This window comes from Imperialibacter sp. (assembly GCF_040222815.1).
Taxonomy (GTDB): Bacteria; Bacteroidota; Bacteroidia; order Cytophagales; family Cyclobacteriaceae; genus Imperialibacter.
The window spans coordinates 248,024-272,733 of the sequence record NZ_JAVKCH010000022.1 but is presented as its reverse complement, the minus strand read 5'-3'; the positions used below and the strand labels follow the sequence as shown (position 1 = coordinate 272,733).

Here is a 24,710-nt window from a genome sequence, read left to right as displayed (position 1 = left end):
TTCTAGGTGATGAAAGCCACGAGTCAAAAAAGGCGTACAAGGCGGAAAAAATAGCAATTGGTGTTTCACCAACGTTGCCCCACTTATTAAATGCACACCAAAAAAATCGATCTACTACCCTACTTGTTTAACAGCCTGCTACTTGCTATCAAAATCATGCAAGCACCAGGAAAATACCTATTATCTGGCAATAAACATAAACTCACTCCCCTGGTCATCTGCTCCAAAAGAGCCAAACCTTGGTGTGGTTTGCAGTTTCTGCATGTACACATTTACTTCCGAAATAGTCAGCAGCCGGTCGCCTCCCCCGCTGGTCTTCAGCGCCTCAAGCATCCTCACAGCAAAGGGTGAGTGGCTGCCGGGTGTGCCGTCGGGCACGTACTCCTTACTGCCACTGGTCAGGTACTTTCTGGTTCTTAGCGATAGCTTTTTGACGATGAATTCGGAGTTGTCCATTTCCTCGTAAATACTTCTTGATGAGGCCAGCACCGGATCGAACGTGCCACCAAAGCACACATCCATTACCAGCATAATGTGCTGACACTTCACATTGTCGATGATATTTCGGAGTCGGCTATGGCTGATATAACTGTTCTTGCCTGGGTCGTTGGCCATTGAATTACGGGCCACCACAAATCCTTCACCGAAGGTTTCGTCGTACTGCCCGTGGCCTGCAAAAAACACAAAAAGCTGGTCCTGGGGCTTGTAGCTCTTCTGGGCGTATTCCCTCAATGTATTGAACACAAGATCCTGACTGGCGTTTTCGACAATTCTTACTTCAAAGCCGTAGCGTTCCTCGAGCTCCTGACCGATCGCCTTGGCATCATATATCGGATTGGTCAGGTCGCTCCAGTTATCGTACTTGTCGGTAGCAAAAAGCACTGCGTAGTCCTTCCTGTCGATGGCGATGGCATCTTTGAGCGCATCCATGCCCACAATCACCGACCTGTCGTCCGACACAATGCCTCCATCCACGTTTTCCGCAGTGATTCTGACATAGTTTTGACCATCGGCGAGGTACATGTTCTTCTCAAATTCAGCTGAAGTCGGGCTAAGCAATGGAATATCCATGGTAGCCATAGGGGCTTCATCCAGCGAAGTTAGTACCGAAAGCGTCACCCTTTTCAAAGGCACTTTGCTTTGAACGTTGGCCTTGATATCCACCTTGTTCGCCTCACTGTTGGTGTACTCCAGGCGGGGCAGTACCCAATTTACCTCGGGCAGTACCGTGGCCTTGACGGGTTTTGTAAAATCCAGCGATACTTTGTTGGTTCTGTCAACCACCACCTGGCCATTGACTTGCGCTACAGCAAAAAGAACAAATCCAACTACAGCCACAATTTGCTTTATCTTCCTCATCGCAGAATTAGTTTTTTGTAAAGTGGTGCTCTGTTGTTGTCGTTAAAGCTCAATCGGTAAAAGAACATACCACTAACTGATCTCTTTTGCTCAACTCCGGCGTTCCAGGTAAATTCATACACACCTGGTTTGTACTTGCCGCTGGCCAGGGTGCTAATACGATTGCCATTGATATCGAAAACAGAAAGATCAATATCCACCAACTCGTTGGCATCACCTGGCAGCAGTACGGGAATCGTCGCCTGCGTGCTGGCGGGGTTAGGATACGCATCGCCCAGCAGTAGCCGGTGAGGGATGACCTGATCGCCGCCAGAAACGAAGTAGACCTCAAACTTAAAGTCACCTTTGGTCAGGTCAACAGTATGGCTATTTGTAGTTTTCATGTCCACCAGCTTGCCGCTTTGCTGGTCGAGCAGGTAGAGACCGGAGGCTTTGTTTTGCAAAGCCCCCATGTCCCAGGTCAGGTTGGTTGGTCCTACTACTTTGTTTGATGATAAGGTGAAGTTCCAGGTGTGGTCGCCTTTGGTGGGCACGACGTCAGTGGCGAAGTATGGGTAGAAATAGGCCTGGTGTGTGGTATACATCTCGCTGTAGTGGATAAAACGAGGGGGTACCATGCCGTCGAATTGGTCTTTCAACTCCAGGGCATCCGGGTGCATGCCCACACCGCCTAACACCGTAGTGGTTTGTCCATCACTTAGTTGTAGCGGAAAGAGCCAGGCCATCTCGTCGATATCTGTACTTTCGATCCTGCCCTTACCGGCCAGAATTCTACCATTGGGCTTAGAAGCGATGGGGTCAATGTCCACTGAAGTGGCTTCTTCGGCGAAGACAAAGCCGCCAGAAAATGGCTGAACAACGTCTCCAATGACCAGGGCGGTGCCATTAAAAAGCCGGATGGGATCAATGCCCGTTTTGTCTGGATTGTCAGCTAACACCTGTTCCCATGAAATGGGCACGGTGTATGGATTGCCGATCAGGTTCCAGCCTTTCAGGAGGCTCATGGAAAACGGTATTGAAGCCGTAGTTTGGCCAGCCCCTACGTTGATGCTCACTGCGGTTTTGGAATTGAACCAATAGGCTTCTCCTACCCTGACCTGCCCTGTGTTGAAGTTGACATAATCATTGGTGGAATTGCGGTAGCGCACTATTCTCCAGTCGAATTCATGGCGACTCTGGTCAAGGTCGGCAAAGATATTGCTCACCAGTTTATTATCGAGATCATAAGGAATAGTGAATAAGTTCCAGGTCAGGGTGGTGCCTCCAAAGCGTTCAAAAGGAAGGGCAGGGCTGGCTGCCTCCCCAAAGGATCGTGCAATACTTCCGGCCCTCGACTGCTTATCGTTTTTGGCATCGGTGGCGGTGATTTCAAACTGCACACCCATTTCATCCAGCATTTCAGGACTGACCGTGAAGGAGTAGTTACCAGGCGTTATTTCCGTGAGTGTTGCTGTCGTATATTCACTTTGAAGCAATCCCCGATGACTTGCTATCACAACATAAGGCGCTGCACCTCCTGTGACCGAAATGTTCAACGTCTGAGAAGTAGTATTAACTTGGCGATTCTCAAAAGTTAATGTACCGATAGTCAAAGCACTACTTGTGGCATCATTAGAAGTTGTAACGCTAACTATATTGGAATATCCAGATACTCCTAGTGCACTCTTGGCCCGAACTCTGAATTGGTAGCCGGTGGTTGCCTGTAGTCCTGTAACAACCACCTCGGTAGTGGTTAAAACAAAAGGATTATAGCCTGGAAGCAGGTTTACGAAATCGTTGGATGTCACCTCCAATTGATATTCGGTGGCACCCGCCACCGCCCCCCAGCTTGCTTTGAAAGTGCCCGGGGTAATGTCTGCACTCGTCGGCTCAAACGCTAACGGATTATCAGGAATATCATTTACTGTAATAGTAATTGTTTCAGAATCAGTCACCAAACCATCCGATACAGTGAAAATTACGGTATAAGTTCCATCCTGTGACTCACCTGGTGTCCAGCTGAAAGCACCTGTAGCTGCATCCAGGGCCATTCCAGCATCCAGCGAAGGCTGATCCAAACTGAAAGTTAAAACCTGGACAGGTACATCCGTATCTGTTGCCGCCGCCGTGAAAGACAATGTCAAAAGTTCGTCGACACTTTTCGCACCAATAACTCCCAACATAGGGGCCACGTTCACATCAGCAACTGCAACGGTGATTGTTTCCGAGTCGGCTACCAGCCCGTCGCTAACTGTGAAAATAACGTCGTGATCTCCATCCTGAGTTTCAGATGGCGTCCAGCTAAACGCCCCAGTCGAGGCATTTATGGTCATGCCCTTGTCCAACGAGGGCTGATCCAAGCTGTATGTCAGCGCCTGAGCAGGCAAATCAGAGTCTGTGGCAGCTACCGTAAAGGCGAGCGACACCAGTTCGTCCACACTTTTTTCACCGATGGTTTGAAGTACGGGTGCCACGTTGATGTTGGCCACGGTGATCGTAATTGTTTCAACATCGGTGGCAACTCCGTCGCTCACGACCACGTCCACTGTGTATTGTCCATCCTGTGATTCTGAAGGTGTCCAACTGAAAATCCCGGTGCTGGCATCAATTGTCATTCCATGACCAAGCGATGTAGCATCCAGGGAATAGCTTAATGCCTGAGCTGGCAAATCTGCATCCGTTGCCGAAACGGTAAAAGACAAGGGCACTAGCTCATCTACAGCTTTGGAAGTCAAAGCTGCTAATACTGGCGCTTTGTTTATATCCGCTACGGTAATCATAAATGTCTCAGAGATAGAAAAAGTACCATCAGAAACCGAAATCAAGACGCTATGGCTGCCATCCTGGTCTTCCGCAGGCGTCCAGCTAAAAACTCCGGTGGTGGGGTTGATGCTCATTCCTTTCCCAGTCGAAGTGGCATCCAGGCTGTAATCCAAGGCTTGCAGGTCAACATCGGAGCCGACAGCAGTAAAAATAAGTTCAATTTCTTCGTCAATACTTTTTGCGCCTATAGATGCAAGTTGGGGAGAGAAATTAACAGGAACGACTATGCCTTCATTGGCTTTTCCTCCAACGCCAGAAATAGAAGTGTAGATGGACAGCCCAACGGCATCAGACACTATTCCACCTGACCCGGTTAGTGTGCCTCCGGTTGAGGTAGTAGATTGTTGTGCATAGTTTTGATCCATTCCCAGCATGACCAGGAGAAAAGTACAGATAGCTATATTCCTTATGCGTATCATTCTTGTTCCTTACGTCTATTTGTTAATTCCTGCTTATTGAAATTCATAATTTTTCTTTTAAAAAGACCTCACAGCTCGCACAGCTTCAGGAGAACTTGCAAAAATCGTCTTCATTGTAGAAAGCTGATCCCCGTTAGACATATTTTGAATCCATGCTTCAGAGCTATTTTTCTCAGTCGAACTCCAGTAGCGTCTATTATTTACAAAGGCAGTTCCTCCGTTGGCTAAAGCCGAAGCATTAATTGAAGATTTACTCAGGTACAGTAGGTTGAGTTCATCTTTACTCGGCAGATACCAGTCAGTATAGCCATTCAAATTCAAGTCATGGCAAAGCCTGGCGGCAATTCCAGCAGTCGCACAACCGGCTACAATATCTAGTGTATTTTGCATACCTGTTCCAATAGCGGCACCGTCGGCTCCTGCAATAGTTGTTTCTAAGCAACCCCACAAAGCAAGATTGGACTGGTCAGTCACAGCTACAATAATGCCATGCTGCTGATTGGCATCATAGCCTGGATCACCTGACTGGAGAACATAGGCCACCACACCTCCAAAGACGTAATCTCCTATTTGAATAGGAATTGACCCTGCCTCCTTTAAGCTCTTAATAAGATAATTAAGTTGATCTTCCAGGTCATCCACATAGGCCTTGGTGGCGGCATCCATGTCTAGGTTGGGATCAGCCACATTTGAGAGGAGCTGTCCATTTGCGCCTGTATCGTTTTGCGGAACCGCAAATCCGCTGACGGTAATATTTACTTTGTCCAGATCTGTATCCATAATCGAACCATTGGCTATTTCATCACTGCCAACAGCGCTTGTGGCCAGATCAGATGCTGATAAGCTATTATCCAAAATCTCTGCGCTTCCTACTGCATCGGAAGAAATAGTGACCATTCCACTATTGGAAATAGTTAAATCATCACCCACAGTTTTGCCGGAAGATTTTCCGGAAGATTCTCCAACCAATACTTTACCGTCATCCAGCAACACACTTTCTGCAGTATTGGCATAAAGGGCGTAAGGTACACTCAGAAACTGCGTCGTGCCGGAAATGGTATAATTGCTGCCTCCTGCAGGGTCAATTTCTCTTTTAAGGAAATACTTATCAGATAGCCAATTGATTGCTGCGAAATTATCAGAACTGCTTCCTTCGCCTATTTTAACAGTAAAAATACCGTTGCCGTCTGTTGTTGTACTATGGGTTTCGACATAGACGATGCTACCGGTGGCTGTGGTCTTGATTATGCTGACACGCAAGCTTACGGTGCTATTGGCAACAACTACGTTGTTTGCGTTACGTACCAAACCCTGATAACTAATTGCATAGGGCACCTGAGCCTGTATCGCAACGGAAAGAAGCATTAGGAACACGTTGACAGATATTTTTTTCATCGATAAAAACTTAGAATTCGTCAATTCTTTAAACACCTTACCGAGTTGCCGTAAGTTCTTGCTATGCTAGCAGAAGCAGAAAAACCAGTGCTAGTCAAAGAGATGGCCTTTACAAATCCACCTAAATCATCGGACATACTAAAATTGCCACTGCTGCCAATCCCAGAAAAGGATCCATTGCTATTTCTTGACCCACCAGGCAACCCTCTGAATCTAAACTCATCGGTAGCGCCAGTGTTAGGAGCTGGCCAATAACTCGTACCCTTCTGCCTTAGTTTATTTGAGCGCTCAACTTCGGTACCTCCCAGGAAAGAAATAAGTGTGTTCCAATCGGACAAACTCGGAACATGCCAACCAGTTGGGCAGACGTTCTTGTTACCATTGCTGGAAGGATCGATGGCAAACCAATTGTAAAGTGCCCCATAATTTGCAAAGGATACCTGGTCATTTTCATACCAGCTATATCCCGGAGAGTTTAAATTCTGCCAAGCGTTATTTTCGGAAACTAAGGTGATTTCAGTCCCATCGTTGTATTTTGTAGTGGCGAGATTTCGATCAAACCAGGTTTGTGTACCTATGGTAACACTACTATAAACGTTGCCATCAATGTCTTTGGTAGCATACCCCTGTGCCAACTTCAATGAAATTAACTTTTCCTCTAAGGCACCTACATATGCTTTAGTTGCAACTTCCTGATCGCCAACCGGCTCTCTCAAATTGCTGATCTGCTGATTACCAAAATCCATTGAGGCTGTTGGATCACCGAAACCACTTAGAGGAATAGCACTTTTGTTTAGGTCTTCGTCACGTATTGTACCGTCTAAAATTTCGTCACTTGCCACGGATCCGGTAGCCAGATCATCTGCCAAAAGGCTATTGTCTATCACCTGAGCACTGCTTACTTTATCACTCCCAATGACTACGCTGCCCGTATTGGCTATGGTTACATCCCCTGTCATTGCTACGGAGTTTGCTTGATTTGAACTGTTGCCAACGAGCAAATAGCCTTCGGGCAATACTAACGTTTCGGTTGTTTTCGCATGCAAAGCAAAGGGCACACTTTGTAATTCATTAATGCTGGTGAACGAGTAACTGGTTGCACCGGTTGGATCAATCTCTGCCTTCACAAAAAAGGGTGCCATTGACCAATCAATATCAGAGAAATTATCCGTTGTGGCCCCAGCCCCTATAACCACAGATACAAAACCACTTTTACTAGTCGACGTCGAATGTGTTTCAGAATAGGTTATGCTTCCTGATTCATTGCCTTGCACAATGCTTACTCTCAAACCAATGTTGGCATTACTGAGAATGTTATTTTCAGCATCCCGTACCAGCATTTGATAGGAAAATTTTTCAGGTGTTTGCGCCTGAAGGCTCATGCTGATTAAAAAAATTGCAAAATATAAAACCCCTTTTTTCATAATGTTCATAATCTCTAATCCTTTAAGCAGCGAACAGAAAAACCTGCTTTCTTACCGTATGTGCCATTATCGACCCCGAACGAATCGTGATAAATAAAGCTGTACCAAGCATCTGTAGTATTAGATGAGGTCGTTAGCCACCACCCACCACTCCTATCAAGGCTTTTAAAAGAAGCATCGCTGTCACGGTAGCCCTCAGGGACTGTAGAAAATCCAGTGGCATTTTGTTTGCTCGCAAAATCAGTATTGCCTACTGCTCCCACAACTGAGGATGCTAACCAACCAGAAGCTGTTGCTAATGACTTGGAGAGTTTATTTCCACTGGTGGTACCATCATAATTATATCCATTGGCAATCAGGTAGCTTTCAAAAGTGCTCCACTCACTATTGCTTGGCACGTGCCAGCCTCCCGGGCACACATTTTTTCCTCCATTGCTTGTATTATCAACTGTATACCAATTGTACAAAGCACCAAATGTCGCAGAATACGTTGTAGGGTTATTATTCATCCAAGTGTATCCCGGACTTGTCATGTTAGTCCAGGTTGTGTTGTCGGTCACTTCTGGTATGGAGGTTCCATCATTATACTTGGTAGTTTTCAGGTTCTCTGTCATCCATGTTTGAGTACCTATCGTTGCATAAGAATAAACATTGTCGACTGCATCAGTCAGAATAAAAGTATAACCTGAACGATTTGCGGTACCGCCAGGTGTAGTCACAGAAACATTTCCAGAGGAGGTGCTTACTGCCACAACAGCTGTAATTGTACCCGAATTGACAACATTGAAAGACGAAGCAGAAGTACCGCCAAAGCTAACTACAGTAGCTCCTGCTAAATTGGTTCCGGAGATAGTCACTGTATTTCCGGCAGCTACAGATGTAGGTGAAAATGAAAGTATTTTTGGTATTGTAAGTTCGAGTGAAAGTGCATCAAACCGTTGCTGAAGTGCATCCACATAGGCTTTGGTAGCAGCATCCTGGGCAGAAACGGGGTCTTGTACATTGGTGAAAGTTTTACCCCCGAGATCTACTGCCGATGTTGCAGGGCCAAAACCACTCAAAGGGATCGCCGTTTTGTTTAAATCTTCGTCAGAAATAGATCCATTAGCAATTTCGTCGCTTGTCACAGAGCCGGTTGCCAGGTCGTCAGCTGTCAGGCTGTTGTCACTGACTTCGTCGCTTCCAATAGCCTCGTCGCTAATGGTTAAGACTCCCGCATTTGTGACGGTGGCATCGCCAGAAAGCGTGACTTCTGCACCTTTCCCGCTGGTGTTTCCAATAAATAATTTCCCATTTGTGAGAGGAATATTTTTGGCTACTTTGGAATGTAATGCGTATGGAACACTCAGTAGCTGGTCTACACCAGACATGGAATAAGTGGTGCCACCATCTGGATCAATCTCTCTTTCCAGAAAAAATGGGCCAACGCCCCAATTTATTAAAGAGAAGTCATCAGAGCTGCTGCCACCACCAACTTTTAAACTAATCAACCCGTTGGCATCGGTGTTTAAAGTGTGGGTTTCAGCATAAACAACCGTACCCGTGGCTGTCCCTTGCAAAATCTTCATTCGGACTCCCACTTGAGAATTGGCGATAATCTCGTTTGATGAATTTCGCACGACTGCCTGATAACTAAAATTTTCGGGCGCCTGTCCAAAAGAGGAGCCGAAGGCAAGAAACAAAAGAAGTGATACAGTGTACTTTATTTTGGTCATTGGTTAGTAAACTATTTTATCTCGTTGGCGTTATTGGATCCCCTATTTTCTCCTCATCAGGATCAGCGCCACCCAGCGAAACGACATACCCCACACCTCCCAGCAAAACAAGGCCAAGACCTGCTTTCGCAATCAATGGCACTTTACGCTTCACAATGAAATCCATAGTATACACCACTTCATCCCTGTTCCTGCTATCGCTGATTTTAAAGCGGTAGCGCCCAGGCTTCACGTCGTTGGGAATGATGATGGTGGTGTTGCCCACATTGGGGCGTTCGTCAAACACCTTGATCTTGTTATCCTCTTCGTAGAGTTCGAACAGCAGCACATTGTCGCCACGCCCGCCTGTCCAGGTGACATCGTAGGGCTTGCCCCGCTTCAGCACTTTGTAATCGTCGAAGTTGTCGAGAGCAATGAAAGGCACATAGATATTGCCCTTTAGCTCCAGGCTTACATCACCTGCAAAGGTATCTCCCAGCTCTTCTTTGGCATTCCAGGTAATGGTTTTGTTGCCGCCTACGGCAATGTCTACGCCAATATCGCCACTCACCTGCGCCAGTGGCTGTATGTAGTTATCGGAAGAAGCGTACAGGTAAAGGGAATACTTCCTATCCAGCCGGTCGTCGTTCAGGTTGTACCTGAGCACCACTTTGCCATCGGGCTGCAGGGCCATTTGAGTGATGACAACGTCCTGAGCGTATGAAGTAAAAACAGTGAATAAGTTACCCAACAAGAAACTGACCACCCGCTTTGCGGATGAACCAGTCATCATGCCAGACATATGAGGCGGTTGACAACGCTTGAATGACTTTGGAAGTTGTTGGATCATAGCTATTGAAGGTGATAATTCAAAACTAGTCCCATAGCTGTTGTCAGAAATCGAACGCCTGTTACCAGTGACATTCGTCAGACATCCAAAAGTGCTCAATACTAGCCACTTCTACTGTCGATTTTGCGTCATCTTCTGTCGATATTCAGTCAAGACCAGGTTATTGAGGCGAAAAAAGAGAAAGGCAGGGGGTGGGTTTGCGGAGACAGGCTAGCCTGGCTGGTAAAAGTGAAACCGGTAAATGAAGTCTCTTATGGTGGTTACGACAGGCTCAAATGCTTCTTGATCTGTCCTACCCTCGAAACAGCCACCGGCAGTTTCATGCCGCCAGTGAGCACCACTTCGGGTGTGTCGGAGAAAAGAAACTCGTCCACATCATTGAGATTCACGATGCACTTCCTGTGGATACGGATAAACTTCTTTCCAGGCAGGGCCTGTTCCATCGCCTTCATGGAACCTCTGAGCACGTACGATTCCTGGGTTCTCGTGTGGAGCCTCACGCAGTAGTCGTTGGCCTCTACCCAGCGAATATCGTCGAGTGCCACTACCCTGCTGCGGTTGCCAGTTTTGACAATAATGAACTGAGTAGCATCGTCGTACTGTTGGGCTTTCAGCTCCTCATACAACGACTGATTGCTAACCTTCATGGAGCTTAGCTCTTTCACCGTTAGCTCCAGCGTCTGTATGTTCACAAAAAAATGAAGCGTTATAATCAGGGAGGTGTAAGCCAAAAGAAAAATGGGGCCTTTTTGGAAAGTGTAGAACGTAAGCCCGCCAATAAATCGATCGATTGTGGCGGCCCCACCTTGAAAGAACACTTCTTCCAGCGCTATGAGAACAATGCAGACCAAAAGAATACCAAACACCCACCCAAGATAGATAAGTGTCTGACTTTTGTAGTCTCCCCCTTTGTCAAATGGATGCCGCAGGGCGAATACAATCAATGGGATTCCAGCCAGCACCCAGATCAGCCAGCTTTTAAGGTGGCCAATGGTCAAATCAAGAAGCGTAATATTAGCGTTAGGGAAAAGGTTATACCTCTGAAGGTAATAATATTGCTGCGCACCCTCGAAAACGATAAGCGCAGCTATAATTCCAGCGATTATCAATACCGGCTTTATCCAGTTACTTCCTGAAATGGCATTATCGTATGACACCATATCTTCTTTTGAGACTTGTCAGGTTCGGTTTCAATGATCTTCTAAACTAGTCAATTGGATTTAAAAAAAATTGCGAAGCCTGACATTACGACCCCACGCCGAAAGTCACAAACCGCATTTTCTGTTTATTTTTGAGTATGGAGCAAATTTGCCTGGCACCTCTGCCGATAACAGTATCATTGCTTGTGTTAGCTATTTGGTTGATAGCTCAATTTCCAAAAAGCTTAACGCTTCAAAAATGGTCTAATAAGCCTCCTTCATTTATCGATCACAGCCTTATCGCCACACCAAAAGTAGGATAAGCCTTCTTTTCTGATGGCGAATAGTTCATCGTGACATTGTAAAACACAGACCTATCTTTGTCCAAATTTTTTCGAATCACCCCAAACCCCAAATGTACAAGGTGTGCATCAAATCGGTCGTCATATACTGTGTCGCCTGAGATTTTCACTTTGTAAAAATCGTGGCTGTACAACGGCTGGATCACAAGTGTATTTGTTTCAGTAACATCAAAACTAAAGGGAATACCGCCTATTAGTTGGGCAAAGGTAGCGGTGCCATTTTCTACTTTGTCGGTGGAGGCTGCAAAGCCCGCACCTCCATAAAGTGACACGTGAAAAGTACCGTCGTTGGGTAAAAGTGCATACTTAGCGAAACCGCTGAGTCCCAAACTAAAAAGCCCAAGCCCAAAAGATCCGCCCACATCCAGCCGCTCTGCCAGGCCATACTGTGCCTGAATACTGATCCACGGCGCAGGCACTTTGAAGGGATTTAGCTTAACTGTTTGTGAGGCTGAGTCGGTGGTGTAAGAGGGAACCACATTGTAGGAAATGCCAATGGCACCATCGAATTCTTTCTTCCCAGCCGTTTTCCCATCCTGAAAGAGCACACCTGTACTCACACATCCGGTGCATAGCGCAACAAATAGCAGCATTAAAAAATGAGTTTTCATAAGTCTAAAAAGTTAGTTGCAACAGGATGTAAATAACACTATTCATGCCAAATTAGCTAGAGAGCATTGACCGCATACCAGGTTGGTTTAAATGTTTATTGCGGTATATTGAGCTGGCTTTTACTAACTACCTAAACACCCTCCAATGAAATCTATTCTCACCTTTATCGCCTTTCTTGCCATCACATCAGCTCCCCTGTTCAGCCAAACGGCCGACGAAATTGTGGACGTAACCAAAATCTTCCTGAAGACGCTGAGCGCAGAAGAGCTGGAGCAGATTAGCTTACCGTTCGACGATCCGGGCCGGGAAAAATGGACGAATCTGCCTGTTGGCCTGGTGCCGAGGCCAGGCAAGCGATATGGCGACCTCTCAGAGGCAAGTATGCTTCAGTTTCACCGGGTGCTTACCACGCTGTTTAGCTCGCAGGGCTACCTGAAGATCACCAGCATCATGCTGCTGGACGACATTTTGAATGTTGTGTACGACTCCACCTTTAGAAGAGGAAAAATTTCCAAAGAAGGGCTGGCTCAAATCAAGAAGCTAGATTGGGAGTATGGCAATTACTATATTTCTGTGTGGGGCACGCCCGACATGAAAGAGCCCTGGGGGCTTAATTTGGGTGGTCATCATATGGCCATCAGCTTGTCGATGGCGGATGGTATTTATTCGCTCACTCCATTATTTATTGGTACCGATCCTGCCGAAGTACGTATTACCAAATACGCCGGTTTGCGGGTATTGAGCAAAGAAGAAGACTATGGCTTTCTGCTTATCAATGCATTGACTGAGCAGCAAAAGAAGGTGGCTACTTTGAGCCAGAAAGTGCCAGGCGACATCATCACCAACCCCAATGGGCCGAAAAGAATTGACGACTATTATGGCATAAAAGCCGCTGATATGAACAAGGAGCAAAAAGGGCTGCTGGAATGGCTTATTAAAGAGTATGTCGACAACCTGGAACATGAGGGTGCGAAGAGGTCTTACGATCAACTACTTCGGACAGGGATCGACAATATCTATTTTGCCTGGATTGGAAGCTATGAGGCGAGAAACCCGCATTACTATATCATCAATGGCCCTGACTTCATGATCGAGTACGACAACGTGGGTTTTGACAACGACGGCAACCATATCCATGCCATCTGGAGGGAAAAAGGAGCCGATTTTGGGGAGGACATTCTCAAGGCGCACTATTTGGGCCACAAGCATTAACCGATAGCCAGCGATAGGGATGAATAAACGGTTGGCCTTATTGATTGGCTTCGCAGTGGCTACGATCCTGACGTTTGGTGGCTTGCTTTACCACGCCCTTCGAACGACGGTAACTGATGTCTCATTGCTTGCTCCGTACACCCAAATCACTGATAAGTCTGTAGTACTACAGCGCCAGGCAGTTGTTGCGAAAAACCTCGACGCCTTTGCCAACGAAAACCCCTACCTGCTTGCCGAGACAGGGACAACATTGTTTGACGGCATGGAAATCGTCGACACCCTTGAGGCAGGTGCCACGCTGCAAATTTACGCAGCAAAACACTTCAAAAACGGAACGAGCGGTTTTACACATGCCTTCGTACTCGGCTCGGTGAAGTTGCCTGGTACCGGAGAAGCGGTTCTGTTCGAATATGCATGGGGAGAGCAGCACATTTCTCTTTATGGCGAAGAGGAAGAATACTGGACGTACCCGATAGCATTGTGGCAGAAAAATGCGAATGCAGGAAAGTTTTACATGAAAAAAACTGGCTTGCAGTGACGCTGGCTGTTGACTTAAAATGCCCTTGCCTTGCGTCGGAAGCTAAAACAGCACCTCCAGTCAATGAAAACAGTAAAAAAGTTTCACCAGGCGTGTACCAAAGCCGTCTGAAGGGTACTTATAACTGAAGGGCAACATCGTCTCTGATATTAAAAAATCTGTAACTCACCAAAAATATAAAAACTATGAGCCTGCTTCGCTTTGAACTACCTTCTCGTTTTCATGACTATGGATTGCTTGTGTTGCGGCTTGCTTTCGGCTTCTCCCTTATGTACGGCCATGGCTGGGGCAAAATGATGCGGCTATTCGGCCCGGACGAAATTAAGTTTGCCGACCCCTTCGGCTTTGGCCCAGCTTTCACACTGAGTTTCGCAGTATTCGCTGAGGTAATCTGTGCCGTATTAGTGATGGCGGGCCTATTTACAAGAGCAGCGTTGATCCCGCCCTTTATCACCGTAGCAACGGCCTTCTTCACCGTTCACTTCAGTCAGGAATTTGGCCAACAGGAAAAAGTAGTACTGTTTGCCTTCGCTTTTCTGGCAATGTTTTTTACTGGCCCGGGGAAAATCTCACTTGATGGATATCTCAAAAGGAGTAAATAATCGGAGGCAATACCTCACCTTTTTTCTACCTACTCATCAATACTATTCTCATGAAAGAACTCAAAAAAGAAGATGTTAGCCAGGAGGTATTTGACCTTTATGACGACTACGCACATAGCCGAATTGACAGACGACAGTTTTTGAACAAACTATCTACGTATGCGATTGGTGGCGTAACGGTGATGTCTCTCATGAGTTTTCTGATGCCTGACTATAAAAGCAAGGTGCAAATACCTCAAAATGACTCCCGACTGGTGTCCGAGTATATCACCTATCAATCTGCGAAAGGGGGAGGTGAGATAAAGGCACTGCTAAGCCGACCTGCCAACGCCAATGGCAAGTTGCCTGGCATCGTGGTCGTACACGAAAACAGAGGACTGAATCCACACATTGAAGACGTAGGGAGAAGGGCTGCTCTGGCTGGCTTTGTTTCGATAGCGCCTGATGCTCTTACGCCACTTGGGGGCTATCCTGGAAATGACGACGACGGTCGTGCCTTGCAAAGCAAAAGAGACCGTGATGAAATGCTGCAAGACTTTATCGCAGCATATGAGTACCTGACTGCAAGTCCGCAGTGTACAGGTAAAATAGGGGTGGTGGGCTTTTGCTTCGGAGGAAGTATTTCAAATCTGATGGCAGTAAAAGTTCCCGGTTTGTCAGCAGCGGTTCCTTTTTATGGGGGACAGCCCCCCATCGACTTGGTTCCAAACATCAAGGCACCACTGATGTTGCACTATGCCGGTCTGGACACGAGAGTAAATGAAGGCTGGCCCGCTTACGAAGCTGCGCTTAAGACGAACGGAAAGCCGTACAAAGCCTACATTTATCCTGATGTGAATCATGGATTTCATAACGATACCACACCGAGATATGACAAAGAAGCAGCTGAGTTGGCCTGGGAGCGGACTACAGCTTTCTTTAAAGAAAATCTACTGTAAAGGATAGAAATAGGCCTCAAGTTTTATATCCAGATTCTATGATCATCAAAGTTTCAACGGGTGCAGCCGTTCTGCTCTTGACTCAATTAATGACGTTGTCGTCTACAGAAATAGCAGAACGACAGCCTGTAGCGGACGGCATCTCTTTCTACGTAGGCACTTATACCCGTGGAGAAAGCAAGGGCATCTATCGATACCAGCTTCACCCTGACGGCACGCTGAAGAGCTTCGGGTTAGCCGCTGAGTCGGAAAACCCGTCATTTTTGGCAAAAAGCCCTGATGGCAAGTACTTGTTGGCGGCCAACGAAAACAGAGATGATGCCGGTGGTGGTGGTACTATTACCTCATTTACGATAAATGGTGGAGCGTTGGAGTATGTTGACCAAAAACCTTCGGGAGGAGCTTCCCCATGCTTTGTAACCATCGACCAGTCTGGTTATGTGTTTGCGGCCAACTACAGCAGTGGGAATGTCGGGTTGCTGAAGCTAAGTTCTTCAGGCAAGCTAGATGGCCCATTGCACGTGCTACAACACGAGGGCGAAGGGTCTCACGCAAGGCAAAAAGGGCCGCATGCGCATTCTGTTTGGTTCGAACCAAAGGGAAACACAGTCATCTCAGTCGATTTGGGCAGCAACGAACTCTGGTTTTCGACCCTGGATAAAAGCAATGAAAAATTGGTTTCGACAGCCCCTTACAAACTGGCTATGGCTACGGAAGCTGGCCCACGACACATGGCCTTCCATCCAAAAGGCAGCTGGGCATATGTAGTTAATGAACTATCGTCCACGATAACTCAAATAAAGAAAAATAATGTGGGGCATTACGAAATTGCCAGCTCCATTAGTACACTGCCCGCCGGATATGAAGAAACCAGCAGTTGCGCCGACATCCATATTTCCGATGACGGAAAGTTCCTTTATGCCTCCAACAGGGGGCACAACAGCATAGTGATTTATCAGATCAATTCATCGAACGGTAGCCTGGCACTTGTGGGGCATGAGGGTGTGCGGGGCGACTGGCCCAGAAATTTTACGCTATCCCCCGGCGGCGACTACTTGCTTGTGGCTAATCAAAAATCTAATAATATCATTTCGTTTAAGCGTGACAAGAAGAGCGGCAAGCTGGAATTTGTCAGTGAGATACAGGCTCCCAGTCCTGTTTGCTTGTTGTTCTAATACAGTCTTATAATCACTGGTTAAAAAAAGGGAAATCATATGACTGACATATGATTTCCCCACTTTGCTTTGGGCGTTACCGTGCTACTCTGCCTGAGGCATCTCCCGCCATCAACTTCTTCACTTCATCAAGCGTTGCCAGGTTAGCATCTCCTACAATCGTGTGCTTGAGGCAAGAGGCGGCCACAGCAAAATTGAGTGCATGCTGATCATCGTCCGGATAAGTGAGCAAACCATAAATGAGGCCTCCCATGAAGGAGTCACCCCCACCTACCCTATCCACAATATGTGTAATCTGATATTCAGGGGATTTGAACATGGTCGTTCCATCATAGAGGACACCTGCCCAGGTATTGTGTGACGCAGAAATGGAGCCTCTTAGCGTGGTGATTACTTTCCTCGCATTCGGAAATTTCTTCATCATTTGCTGGCAAACCGATAGAAATGCCTCGGCCTTTACGTGCTCTCCTTGCTTGGTGATGTCCAGGCCGTCTGGCTTGATGCCGAAGTGTTTTTCGGCGTCCTCTTCGTTGCCTAAAATGATGTCGCAATAAGAGGTTAGCTCTGTCATGGTTTCCTCAGGTTCAACTCCATACTTCCAAAGCTTTGCCCTATAATTCAGATCCGTCGAGATTGTAAGACCCATTTTGCGGGCGGTTTGCACGGCCTCCAGGCAAGCATCAGCTGAACCCTGTGATATGGCCGGTGTGATGCCAGTCCAGTGAAACCACCGAGCACCCGCAAATACGCTCTCCCAATCAACCATTCCCTTTTTTATTTCGGCTATCGCAGAATGAGCCCGGTCGTAAACCACTTTACTGCCTCTGCTCACCGCACCGGTTTCCAGAAAGTATATGCCGAGTCGGTCTCCTCCAAAAATAATTTTATCTGTTCCAACGCCTCTTTTGCGCATCTCCATTAACGCACACTCGCCGAGGTCATTTTTTGGCAGCCGGGTAACAAAGTCTACCGGAATCCCATAATTGGCAAGTGATACAGCCACGTTTGACTCACCTCCGCCATAAACTACATCAAAACTCGATGCTTGCGAAAACCTTAAAACTCCAGGGGTTCCAAGGCGCAACATGATCTCACCAAAGGTTACTACTTTTTTCATTGTCAATTCTTTTTCAAGGTGTTATCGGTTAATTATTTACTGGGATCTGCTCTGGTTCCTCATATCCCTTTGGGGCTCGTTTGTGCCAGTAGGAAGCCAGTATAGAGCCCGTGATGTTCATGAGTGGGCCAAATACCGCCGGTGCCAGTCCCATGGTGCCAATTTTCCCAAGCGTATTGGCTATGCCTGACGCTAGACCTCCGTTCTGCATCCCCACTTCTATGGCTATCGTTCTTGAGTCCTGTTCATTGAGCTTTAGCAGCTTTGCATAAAAATACCCAAGCGTATACCCAAATAAATTGTGAATGAGCACAAGCACCATCAATATCCCACCAATATCGAGAAGGCTATCCCGGCCTGCCGCTGTAATAATCACAATGATGACCCCAATAGCCAGCATGGAAAGCAACGGCATTAATTTGTCCATCCATTTAGTTTTATCACCCAACAATTTGTTAAAAAGCAGGCCAGCTCCTATCGGAAGAATGATCATCTTCACAATGCTCCACATCATTGTCAGCACCTCAATTTCGATAAATTCACCGGCGAGCAACTTCATCATCAGTGGCGTCGTAAATGGTGCCAGCAGCGTTGCGATGGATGTAATGGTGATAGAAAGTGCAAGGTTGGCCTTTGCCAAATAGGCCATCACATTGGACGCTACTCCGCTGGGTGAGCACCCAATGAGCACTATTCCAGCAGCAATTTCAGGAGGAAAGTTGCTGAGCTTGGCCAGCGTGAAGCCAATTAAGGGCATGATCAACAATTGCGCACTTACACCAACTACCACACCTTTCGGGGACTTAAAAATGGAACCAAAATCGCCGAGACTCATCGAGGTACCCATGCCGAACATGATAATCTGGATCAGCGGTATGATCAGGTTGGTGAGTTTGAAACCTTCTATTACCAGAAAATACTCCGGGTAATATAAGGCTATGGTTACACCAGCAAAGATCATAGTGGTAAACACATAGCCTCTTAGCTGCTCGTGGCCACTGAAGCCGAAAGCAAGTAATGTAAAAAACGCTATTATGAGTGAGCCAGCCTGCGACAGCCCACCAGTGAATATGGTAAAGAGTATCAGTAAAAGAAGAAGCAAAGTAGCCCCGAGGGCTGTTGAGTAGATGTTGAATTTTTTCAAAACTTCGTGGTTTAGGGTGATTTATTGATTTACCATTGCGGCCTGACCCGTCATAACTTAAAAGCCTGGCGCAAGACCAGGCGAAGATGGCCGTTAGGGTACAACTTGTAAAGCTGTGCGTTGCCAATGCGCACATCAACCGTGTCTCCGTTGTTGAGTCCCTTAGCCTGAAAGACATGCCTTACAATCGCCATGTCTTCAGTAGTGGTTATTTTTTGGTTTTCTGTTTCGATAAACAGGAAAGCAAATGGCCCATTCACCACGTCATCGACAAAGGTTTGTCTGTCCTGAACAGCGCCACTCGAATGCCCGTAACTAAGCTCTGCTGCGCATATGCTTATCAACGTCTTTCGGTCTCTGTTAAGCAGGGCCATGTTCAGACTATCAACAGTCAGTTTCACCAGGTCAGCATTAATCTTCTGGAGAGGGGCGCCACCTGCTCCCCTTACCGCTGACTGACTGTTTTGCTCGCCGCAACTTAAAAAAACGACAAAGAGAGTAAATATTAAACTGTATAAGGCTTTTTTCATTCTATAAGATGTTTTTGTAACTTATTAAAGAAGATGAAATGTGATAGTAATGACCGCCTCCGTGCATAGTGACTGCTATAAATTGAACATGTAATTGAGCTTAAGAAGTATGGCTCTGTTTCGGTTATTTTGAAGAAACGGCGACGTAGTATAGTTGTCGCTGTACACAAGAAAGATATCCGACATGGTACTGTAGCGCCACTGCAGCCTGCTGTTCACATTGAAATTCTCCCGCTGTGTATTGTATTGCAAGAAAGTTGTCCAAAATACCTTCGTGCTAAAATTGACTTCAGCTCGGGCGTTTACCAGCCTGAGGTTTGACTCCCCGTATGGATCAGGCAGTTTGAGATTGTTTTGTTCCCAGCCCACGGAAAAGGTACCCCAGGGCTGCCTCCTGTAGTTCAGCTGAAGCAAGTATCTCGTTAGGGTGCCATTGTAGTATTGCCCCACACCTACTTCAGTTTGCCATGAGAATAATTTCCTGGCATCGGACTGGTAGGTGACATTGAACCGTCCGTAGTCGAATGAGCCAGGCAGCAGCGGAGCAGCATCGGTAAAGTCTGTAGGAAATCTTAGGTTCGTCTTAAGTAGCTGAGGTTGTAGCTGGAGTTCGGCAGTGTTTTGGAATTTGATCTTATAGTCAATCCTGTTCTCCAGGTCGCTGATGGTGCCGTCCGGGTAAAGATCGTTATAGGTTCTCAACTCTATGTCGTGCGCCACTATCTTGCTGCCCTTTGCCGGACGAAACACATAGCCGAACCTGCCGTAAATACGCTCCCAACCAAGATGAATCAATGTGTCTCTCACCGCATCGTAGTTTTCAAGGCGGGGGAAAAAGCCCATGTCGGCGAAGTAGTCGGACGATATGTTCCAGTAATTTATGCGTGCCTTCCATTTTCTTCCCGCATATTCAATACCCAGGTTCGTAAACGACCCATAACCAGCGTCAGGCTTCGCTGAAAGGTGATAAGCCGCAAAATAATTCCAGGTACCAGAGTTGTTCAGGTAGTTAAACTCCAATCCGGTATTTCTCCCATAATTATTCGCATGCCAACCATCATCTTGTGTGTAAGCCTGGCGGTTTGTAACGTAGCCTCTCAAAACGGAGCGACTCCAAATTCTCTGATTAAAAACGGCTATGGAATAGTTTTGTCCTGGCACTGTATCATTTGATTTGGTTTGAAGATGCAACAGACCAATCCTGGTGTTGGGAGTCAAATTTCCACTCAATCGGGCTCCGTAGTTAATTGCAACCGGTCTGTTGTCCATGTCGAGTCCCATTCGTCTGGTAAAAATGGGCTTGGCGTCGTTGGGGCCAAACTCGGTAAAGAGGTCATTGTTTTCGAGAAAAAAACCACGTTTTTCAGGAAACCTGAGGTTGAATCTGGTCAGGTTTGTTTGCTGCACATCCACATCAACTGTCGAAAAATCGGGATTAACCGTAAGGTCTAGGTTGAGTGAAGAAGTGAGCGCAATTTTCGCATCTCCTCCCACACGCACGCTCGTCTCCGAGCGAGGCGATTCGGCCTCGTTGTCTCTTGTTACGCCGCCTGTAACATAGGGCAGCACCGAGATATTGGTTCCATTTTTTGTCGGGGCAATGTCCCATTTCAGATCACCAGTGTACCCAAGATCATAAAGTTCAAAATTGACAGGCAGCGGAGTCCAGCTATACTTTTGGTTCCTCGACATATCATTTCGAAAGAAATTGACGCCCCAGGTGCCGTTTTGGCTGTTGAACCGCAGGGTTTTGAATGGGATCGCCATCTCAACAACGTACCTGTCCTGATAGCGGATAACGGCAGAGTACCACCGGTTGTCCCAGCTAAAAGTCATCCTGTCGGGTTGGGTAGCATTGGGCCCAAGCAGCTCTTCCGTCTGCACATTGTAGGGACTCACACCAAAAAGAAAACCATTGGTATTGCTATTTACCGGATCGATAATTATTCCAAAGGCATCACTGGTGAAAAGTCCGTTGTCTCTCTTTAAAGTTTGAACAACATAATCCTCCACATCATAGCAAATAGCAGCGATGTACAAGTTATCGGCATCATAAGTCATTCTAACTTCAGTGCGGACATCCGTCTTTATGTTATCCTTGGGGTATTGCTGCCAGAAATCACTGGCAACGTTTGGCGTAGACCATGAGTCCTCATCTAGCATACCATCAACTTTAATCGGATCATTATTCCTCTTTATCTGCAGTTGATAGTTTGACAAATCACCCTGTAACTGCCTCGCCGACAATGAGGAGACTGAAATAATGGCAACAACGAATAGAAAAAGGGTCAGGTGTCTCATTTCTCAATGATTTCTATATTTTTTTGTAAATGAATAGAGCATAGAACCCCTTGGCTCCGCCTTTTGGCTAAGCCTCCTACGCCCTATTCAACAAATGAAGTTGCTAGGTAGAAGCTAGTTGGCTTTTTGGTTGAGCGCAATGTATTCGTCCATAAGCTGGACAAATGCATCTATCATCGCTGGTTCAGCACAGCCTGGCTTCAAACTATTGCCAAGGGCTTTTTCCGAAGGCATCAGGTAAGCTGCATCGGTGGGTATATATCCAATAGCATTTGCCATCACTGTCACCATCATCGTCCTGTCAAATCGTGAGGTTTCCTTCAAATGCACCCCAATTTCGGTAAACACTTCAGCAGCTACTCCGGCCAGTGCGATATCGTTGATCATCAATAAATGCAATGGAATGGTTACCGGGTCTCCATCAACCATTTCGACCTTGGTTGGTGCGAGGTACCCACCTCTTGGCTCATCAGGGTTTCTCGGATATTTCCTTTCTTGCCCTTCACAGGTTACTGAGGTTCTTTTACTCCAGATTTGCACTGTTTGATCAGTATTTTTAATCGATTTAACGAGTCGAACAATCTCTTCTCCCAATCTCCTGGCCTGCACATCAAGTATGGCATATCCCCCAATACCTTCGTCCTGCGTGTCCGGATGATCCTGGTTGTAGGTCGACATAAACATAGGGTTTTGATCCCCAGCTGCACCACTCGTCCAAACTGTCACAGCGTTTTTGAAATGCCTGTCAACATACTTGGCAGTTGCCCCTGGCAAGTCGGCCGATATTTCGGGAAGTCCATCCTTTGTGGTAGCCCGATACATCACAACGGCATGCACGGCGTAGTTGGCATAAATGGCAATTGGTTCACCCGAAAGCGTAGTAAATGAAACAACAGCCACCGTCTTATCAGAAGGGCCGTCCGGGTTATAGCCCATGTGGTAGCCTTCACCAATTTTCTCGTCCCGGTTGGTATTGACATAGGCTTTACCTTTTGCAAATCCCACTTTAGCAGGCTGTAGTTTAGCATTGGCTTCATTAATAGATTTTATCGTGGCATTCTTAATGATGTTGTAGTACTCATCAGCATAATCATTTGCTGGCAGCTGTATGGTGTTATGATCATGTGTAGCCGCTATGAACAAATCCTCTTGCGGAATCTTTGTACCAGCAGCCACTTCCTGAATAAAGCGAGCTCCCCCCGGCACTTTGCTTATGTCCATAGATACCAACGCCACCTTTTTGAATCCATTATCTAATACAATGGAGCGAACAAGCAGCGAATCGTGAATGCCACTAAACCTCCGAAATTGATCAGCAGAAGCGGTGAAAATGCTTGCTGGCGGGTTCATTATTTCTCTCGCCGCACCTACCTTCAGTGCACCCGATGGTATTCCCTGACCTCTTACAATGCCAACTGCTGCTGACAGCAGTATAATTAGCATAACTTTTTTTGATGATTTCATTTCTCTTGACGATCTGATTTGTTCAATAAAGCTTTCCTATTTTTTCCTTGATTACATACAGCTGACCATGGATCGGCTATGATTATTTCAATTATTGCACTTAACGGTTTGTTACCTCAAAGGCATGTTCCTCCCCGATCGTTATTTAAAAAGCTTGAAAAAAGTGCGCCAAGGCTGGCGCATCTTTTCACCTACTTAAACAACGTATACAACCTACAAACTCAATGTCTTATGTGAGCCCTACGGCCTTATGATGGTACCGTCAGCGTTTCGTATCTGATTATAGCCCCTTAGCCTGATAGGATATTTAGCGGCCAGCTTCTCATCAATGTCCACCCCGATACCAGGCTTGTCGTTCAGGTGCATATAACCATTTGTGGTGGTCGGAGATCCCGGAAACACTTCCTGTTCTGCCTCTGGAAATATCCGGCCTTCCTGCACACCAAAATTCCAGATGGCCATGTCCACATGCGCATGGGCTGCGTGACCAACCGGAGACACATCGCCAGGGCCATGCCATGCGGTGCGAACGCCAAAGAATTCACCCAGTCTGGCGATTTTCATTGCAGGGGTGATTCCGCCGATCTGCGACACATGGCACCTGATGTAATCAAAATAGCGATTGGAGATCGGCTCGAGGAACTCGTTGATGTTGTTAAAGAGTTCTCCCATTGAAATAGGCACATTGGTGCTTTCTCTGAGCTGTGGCCACCAGCCCTGGTTTTCCGGAGACAAAGGATCCTCCATAAAGAAGGGCCGGTATTGCTCCACCGAATTGATGAGCTGAATCGCCTCCATGGGCTGAATCTTCTCATGAATGTCATGCATGAGGTCAATCTCGTCGCCACATTGCTTTCTAACAGTATCAAAGAGATCGACTACTGACTTAATGTATTTCTGAGGATGAAAGTAACGATCTCCCGCATAGCCATATCCCGCTTTTTTAAAGTCTGGAACGTAAGAATCGTCAGTCAATGACGGAGAGCTCATCCGAACGTACTGATAGCCCTCTTCCTTAAAACGATTGACGTTGTCAGCCACTTCCTGAATGGATCCCCCCGTGCGGGCATAAACTGGAATGGCAAAACGTGACTTACCACCGAGCAGCTGGTACACAGGCATGCCTGCTCTTTTCCCTTTGATATCCCAAAGTGCCTGATCAAGCCCGCTCAACACATTGTTCAGCACAGGGCCATTGCGCCAATAGGAGTCGATGTAGAACGAGTTCCACATGTCTTCTATGTTATCCACATCCTTGCCCTTGCAAAACGGGGCGAGGTAGTCATTGATGGCAGTAACAACCACTGACGCACGCTGTGTGAACGTGGAGCAGCCCAAACCATATAAACCGGGTTCGCTAGTCTCAATTTTCACCACGATGAGATTGGCGTTGCTTGGCGAGGTAGCAATCGCCTTTACGTTCTTGATCGTTACTGGTGCAGCTCCCTTTGCATACGCTGGCGTTTCCTTGTCTTTCGCATTGGCGCTGCTAAAACCAAAGAGCCCAAGCGTACCGGCTGCCGATCCAATTCCCAATGTCCTGAGGACATTTCTACGGCTTTCTATATTTTCATTTTCTTTCATGTTATTAGTGTTTAAGTGTATGTTCTGGTCTTTTTTTAGGTCAACTTGA

At 46.6% G+C, this 24,710-nt stretch carries 19 protein-coding genes; 5 read left to right on the top strand and 14 right to left on the bottom strand.

Annotated elements, in window-relative coordinates; all coding sequences use genetic code 11:
• Positions 1-180: 180 nt before the first annotated feature.
• The 8 genes from RIF36_RS10920 to RIF36_RS10885 form a co-directional block, all read right to left on the bottom strand.
• Complete coding sequence (locus tag RIF36_RS10920) at positions 181-1,359, bottom strand: caspase family protein (protein WP_350128677.1); 1,179 nt, start codon at positions 1,357-1,359, stop codon at positions 181-183.
• A complete protein-coding gene (locus tag RIF36_RS10915; RefSeq protein WP_350128680.1) occupies positions 1,356-4,580 on the bottom strand; it encodes a putative Ig domain-containing protein in 3,225 nt (1,074 codons plus the stop codon). The genes RIF36_RS10920 and RIF36_RS10915 overlap by 4 nt, the downstream gene beginning before the upstream one ends.
• Before the next feature lie 57 nt (positions 4,581-4,637).
• Positions 4,638-5,975, bottom strand: a complete 1,338-nt coding sequence (locus RIF36_RS10910) for an Lcl C-terminal domain-containing protein (RefSeq protein ID WP_350128683.1) — start codon at positions 5,973-5,975, stop codon at positions 4,638-4,640.
• A 20-nt stretch (positions 5,976-5,995) separates the two neighbouring features.
• Positions 5,996-7,408 (bottom strand): fibrobacter succinogenes major paralogous domain-containing protein, encoded by a 1,413-nt coding sequence (locus RIF36_RS10905; protein WP_350128686.1) that lies wholly within the window; start codon positions 7,406-7,408, stop codon positions 5,996-5,998.
• 5 nt (positions 7,409-7,413) lie between these two features.
• Positions 7,414-9,114, bottom strand: a complete 1,701-nt coding sequence (locus RIF36_RS10900) for an FISUMP domain-containing protein (RefSeq protein WP_350128689.1) — start codon at positions 9,112-9,114, stop codon at positions 7,414-7,416.
• A gap of 16 nt (positions 9,115-9,130) precedes the next feature.
• On the bottom strand, positions 9,131-9,895 hold the full coding sequence (locus RIF36_RS10895; protein WP_350128692.1) for a hypothetical protein: 765 nt from the start codon (positions 9,893-9,895) through the stop codon (positions 9,131-9,133).
• 308 nt (positions 9,896-10,203) lie between these two features.
• The gene (locus tag RIF36_RS10890; protein ID WP_350128695.1) at positions 10,204-11,103 is read right to left on the bottom strand and encodes a LytR/AlgR family response regulator transcription factor; all 900 of its coding nucleotides are present in this window, start codon (positions 11,101-11,103) and stop codon (positions 10,204-10,206) included.
• A gap of 268 nt (positions 11,104-11,371) precedes the next feature.
• Positions 11,372-12,055 (bottom strand): hypothetical protein, encoded by a 684-nt coding sequence (locus tag RIF36_RS10885; protein ID WP_350128698.1) that lies wholly within the window; start codon positions 12,053-12,055, stop codon positions 11,372-11,374.
• 145 nt (positions 12,056-12,200) lie between these two features.
• On the opposite strand from RIF36_RS10885, the gene RIF36_RS10880 reads away from it, so the two are divergent.
• The 5 genes from RIF36_RS10880 (at position 12,201) to RIF36_RS10860 (ending at position 16,521) form a co-directional block, all read left to right on the top strand.
• Complete coding sequence (locus tag RIF36_RS10880; RefSeq protein ID WP_350149347.1) at positions 12,201-13,268, top strand: DUF3500 domain-containing protein; 1,068 nt, start codon at positions 12,201-12,203, stop codon at positions 13,266-13,268.
• A 19-nt stretch (positions 13,269-13,287) separates the two neighbouring features.
• The gene (locus RIF36_RS10875) at positions 13,288-13,806 is read left to right on the top strand and encodes a hypothetical protein (RefSeq protein ID WP_350128704.1); all 519 of its coding nucleotides are present in this window, start codon (positions 13,288-13,290) and stop codon (positions 13,804-13,806) included.
• A 185-nt stretch (positions 13,807-13,991) separates the two neighbouring features.
• Complete coding sequence (locus RIF36_RS10870; protein WP_350128707.1) at positions 13,992-14,408, top strand: DoxX family protein; 417 nt, start codon at positions 13,992-13,994, stop codon at positions 14,406-14,408.
• Positions 14,409-14,458: 50 nt separating this feature from the next.
• Entirely contained in the window at positions 14,459-15,346 is an 888-nt protein-coding gene (locus tag RIF36_RS10865) for a dienelactone hydrolase family protein (protein ID WP_350128710.1), read from the top strand.
• Positions 15,347-15,384: 38 nt separating this feature from the next.
• Positions 15,385-16,521: a lactonase family protein gene (locus tag RIF36_RS10860; RefSeq protein ID WP_350128713.1), complete on the top strand. Its 1,137-nt coding sequence runs from the start codon at positions 15,385-15,387 to the stop codon at positions 16,519-16,521.
• Positions 16,522-16,597: 76 nt separating this feature from the next.
• Here RIF36_RS10860 and RIF36_RS10855 read toward each other — a convergent pair whose 3' ends face one another.
• The 6 genes from RIF36_RS10855 to RIF36_RS10830 all read right to left on the bottom strand — a co-directional run bounded on the left by RIF36_RS10855 (position 16,598) and on the right by RIF36_RS10830 (position 24,661).
• Positions 16,598-17,638, bottom strand: coding sequence for a PfkB family carbohydrate kinase (locus tag RIF36_RS10855; RefSeq protein WP_350087472.1), 1,041 nt, complete (start codon positions 17,636-17,638; stop codon positions 16,598-16,600).
• A gap of 28 nt (positions 17,639-17,666) precedes the next feature.
• Entirely contained in the window at positions 17,667-18,782 is a 1,116-nt protein-coding gene (locus RIF36_RS10850; RefSeq protein WP_350075171.1) for a bile acid:sodium symporter family protein, read from the bottom strand.
• 50 nt (positions 18,783-18,832) lie between these two features.
• Complete coding sequence (locus RIF36_RS10845; RefSeq protein ID WP_350128716.1) at positions 18,833-19,312, bottom strand: nuclear transport factor 2 family protein; 480 nt, start codon at positions 19,310-19,312, stop codon at positions 18,833-18,835.
• 75 nt (positions 19,313-19,387) lie between these two features.
• Positions 19,388-21,613 (bottom strand): DUF5916 domain-containing protein, encoded by a 2,226-nt coding sequence (locus RIF36_RS10840; protein ID WP_350128719.1) that lies wholly within the window; start codon positions 21,611-21,613, stop codon positions 19,388-19,390.
• A 114-nt stretch (positions 21,614-21,727) separates the two neighbouring features.
• Positions 21,728-23,056 carry a hypothetical protein gene (locus RIF36_RS10835; protein ID WP_350128722.1) on the bottom strand — a complete coding sequence of 443 codons (1,329 nt, stop codon included), beginning with the start codon at positions 23,054-23,056 and terminating at the stop codon, positions 21,728-21,730.
• A 261-nt stretch (positions 23,057-23,317) separates the two neighbouring features.
• A complete protein-coding gene (locus RIF36_RS10830) occupies positions 23,318-24,661 on the bottom strand; it encodes an enolase C-terminal domain-like protein (protein ID WP_350075179.1) in 1,344 nt (447 codons plus the stop codon).
• Between the last annotated feature and the right edge of the window lie 49 nt (positions 24,662-24,710).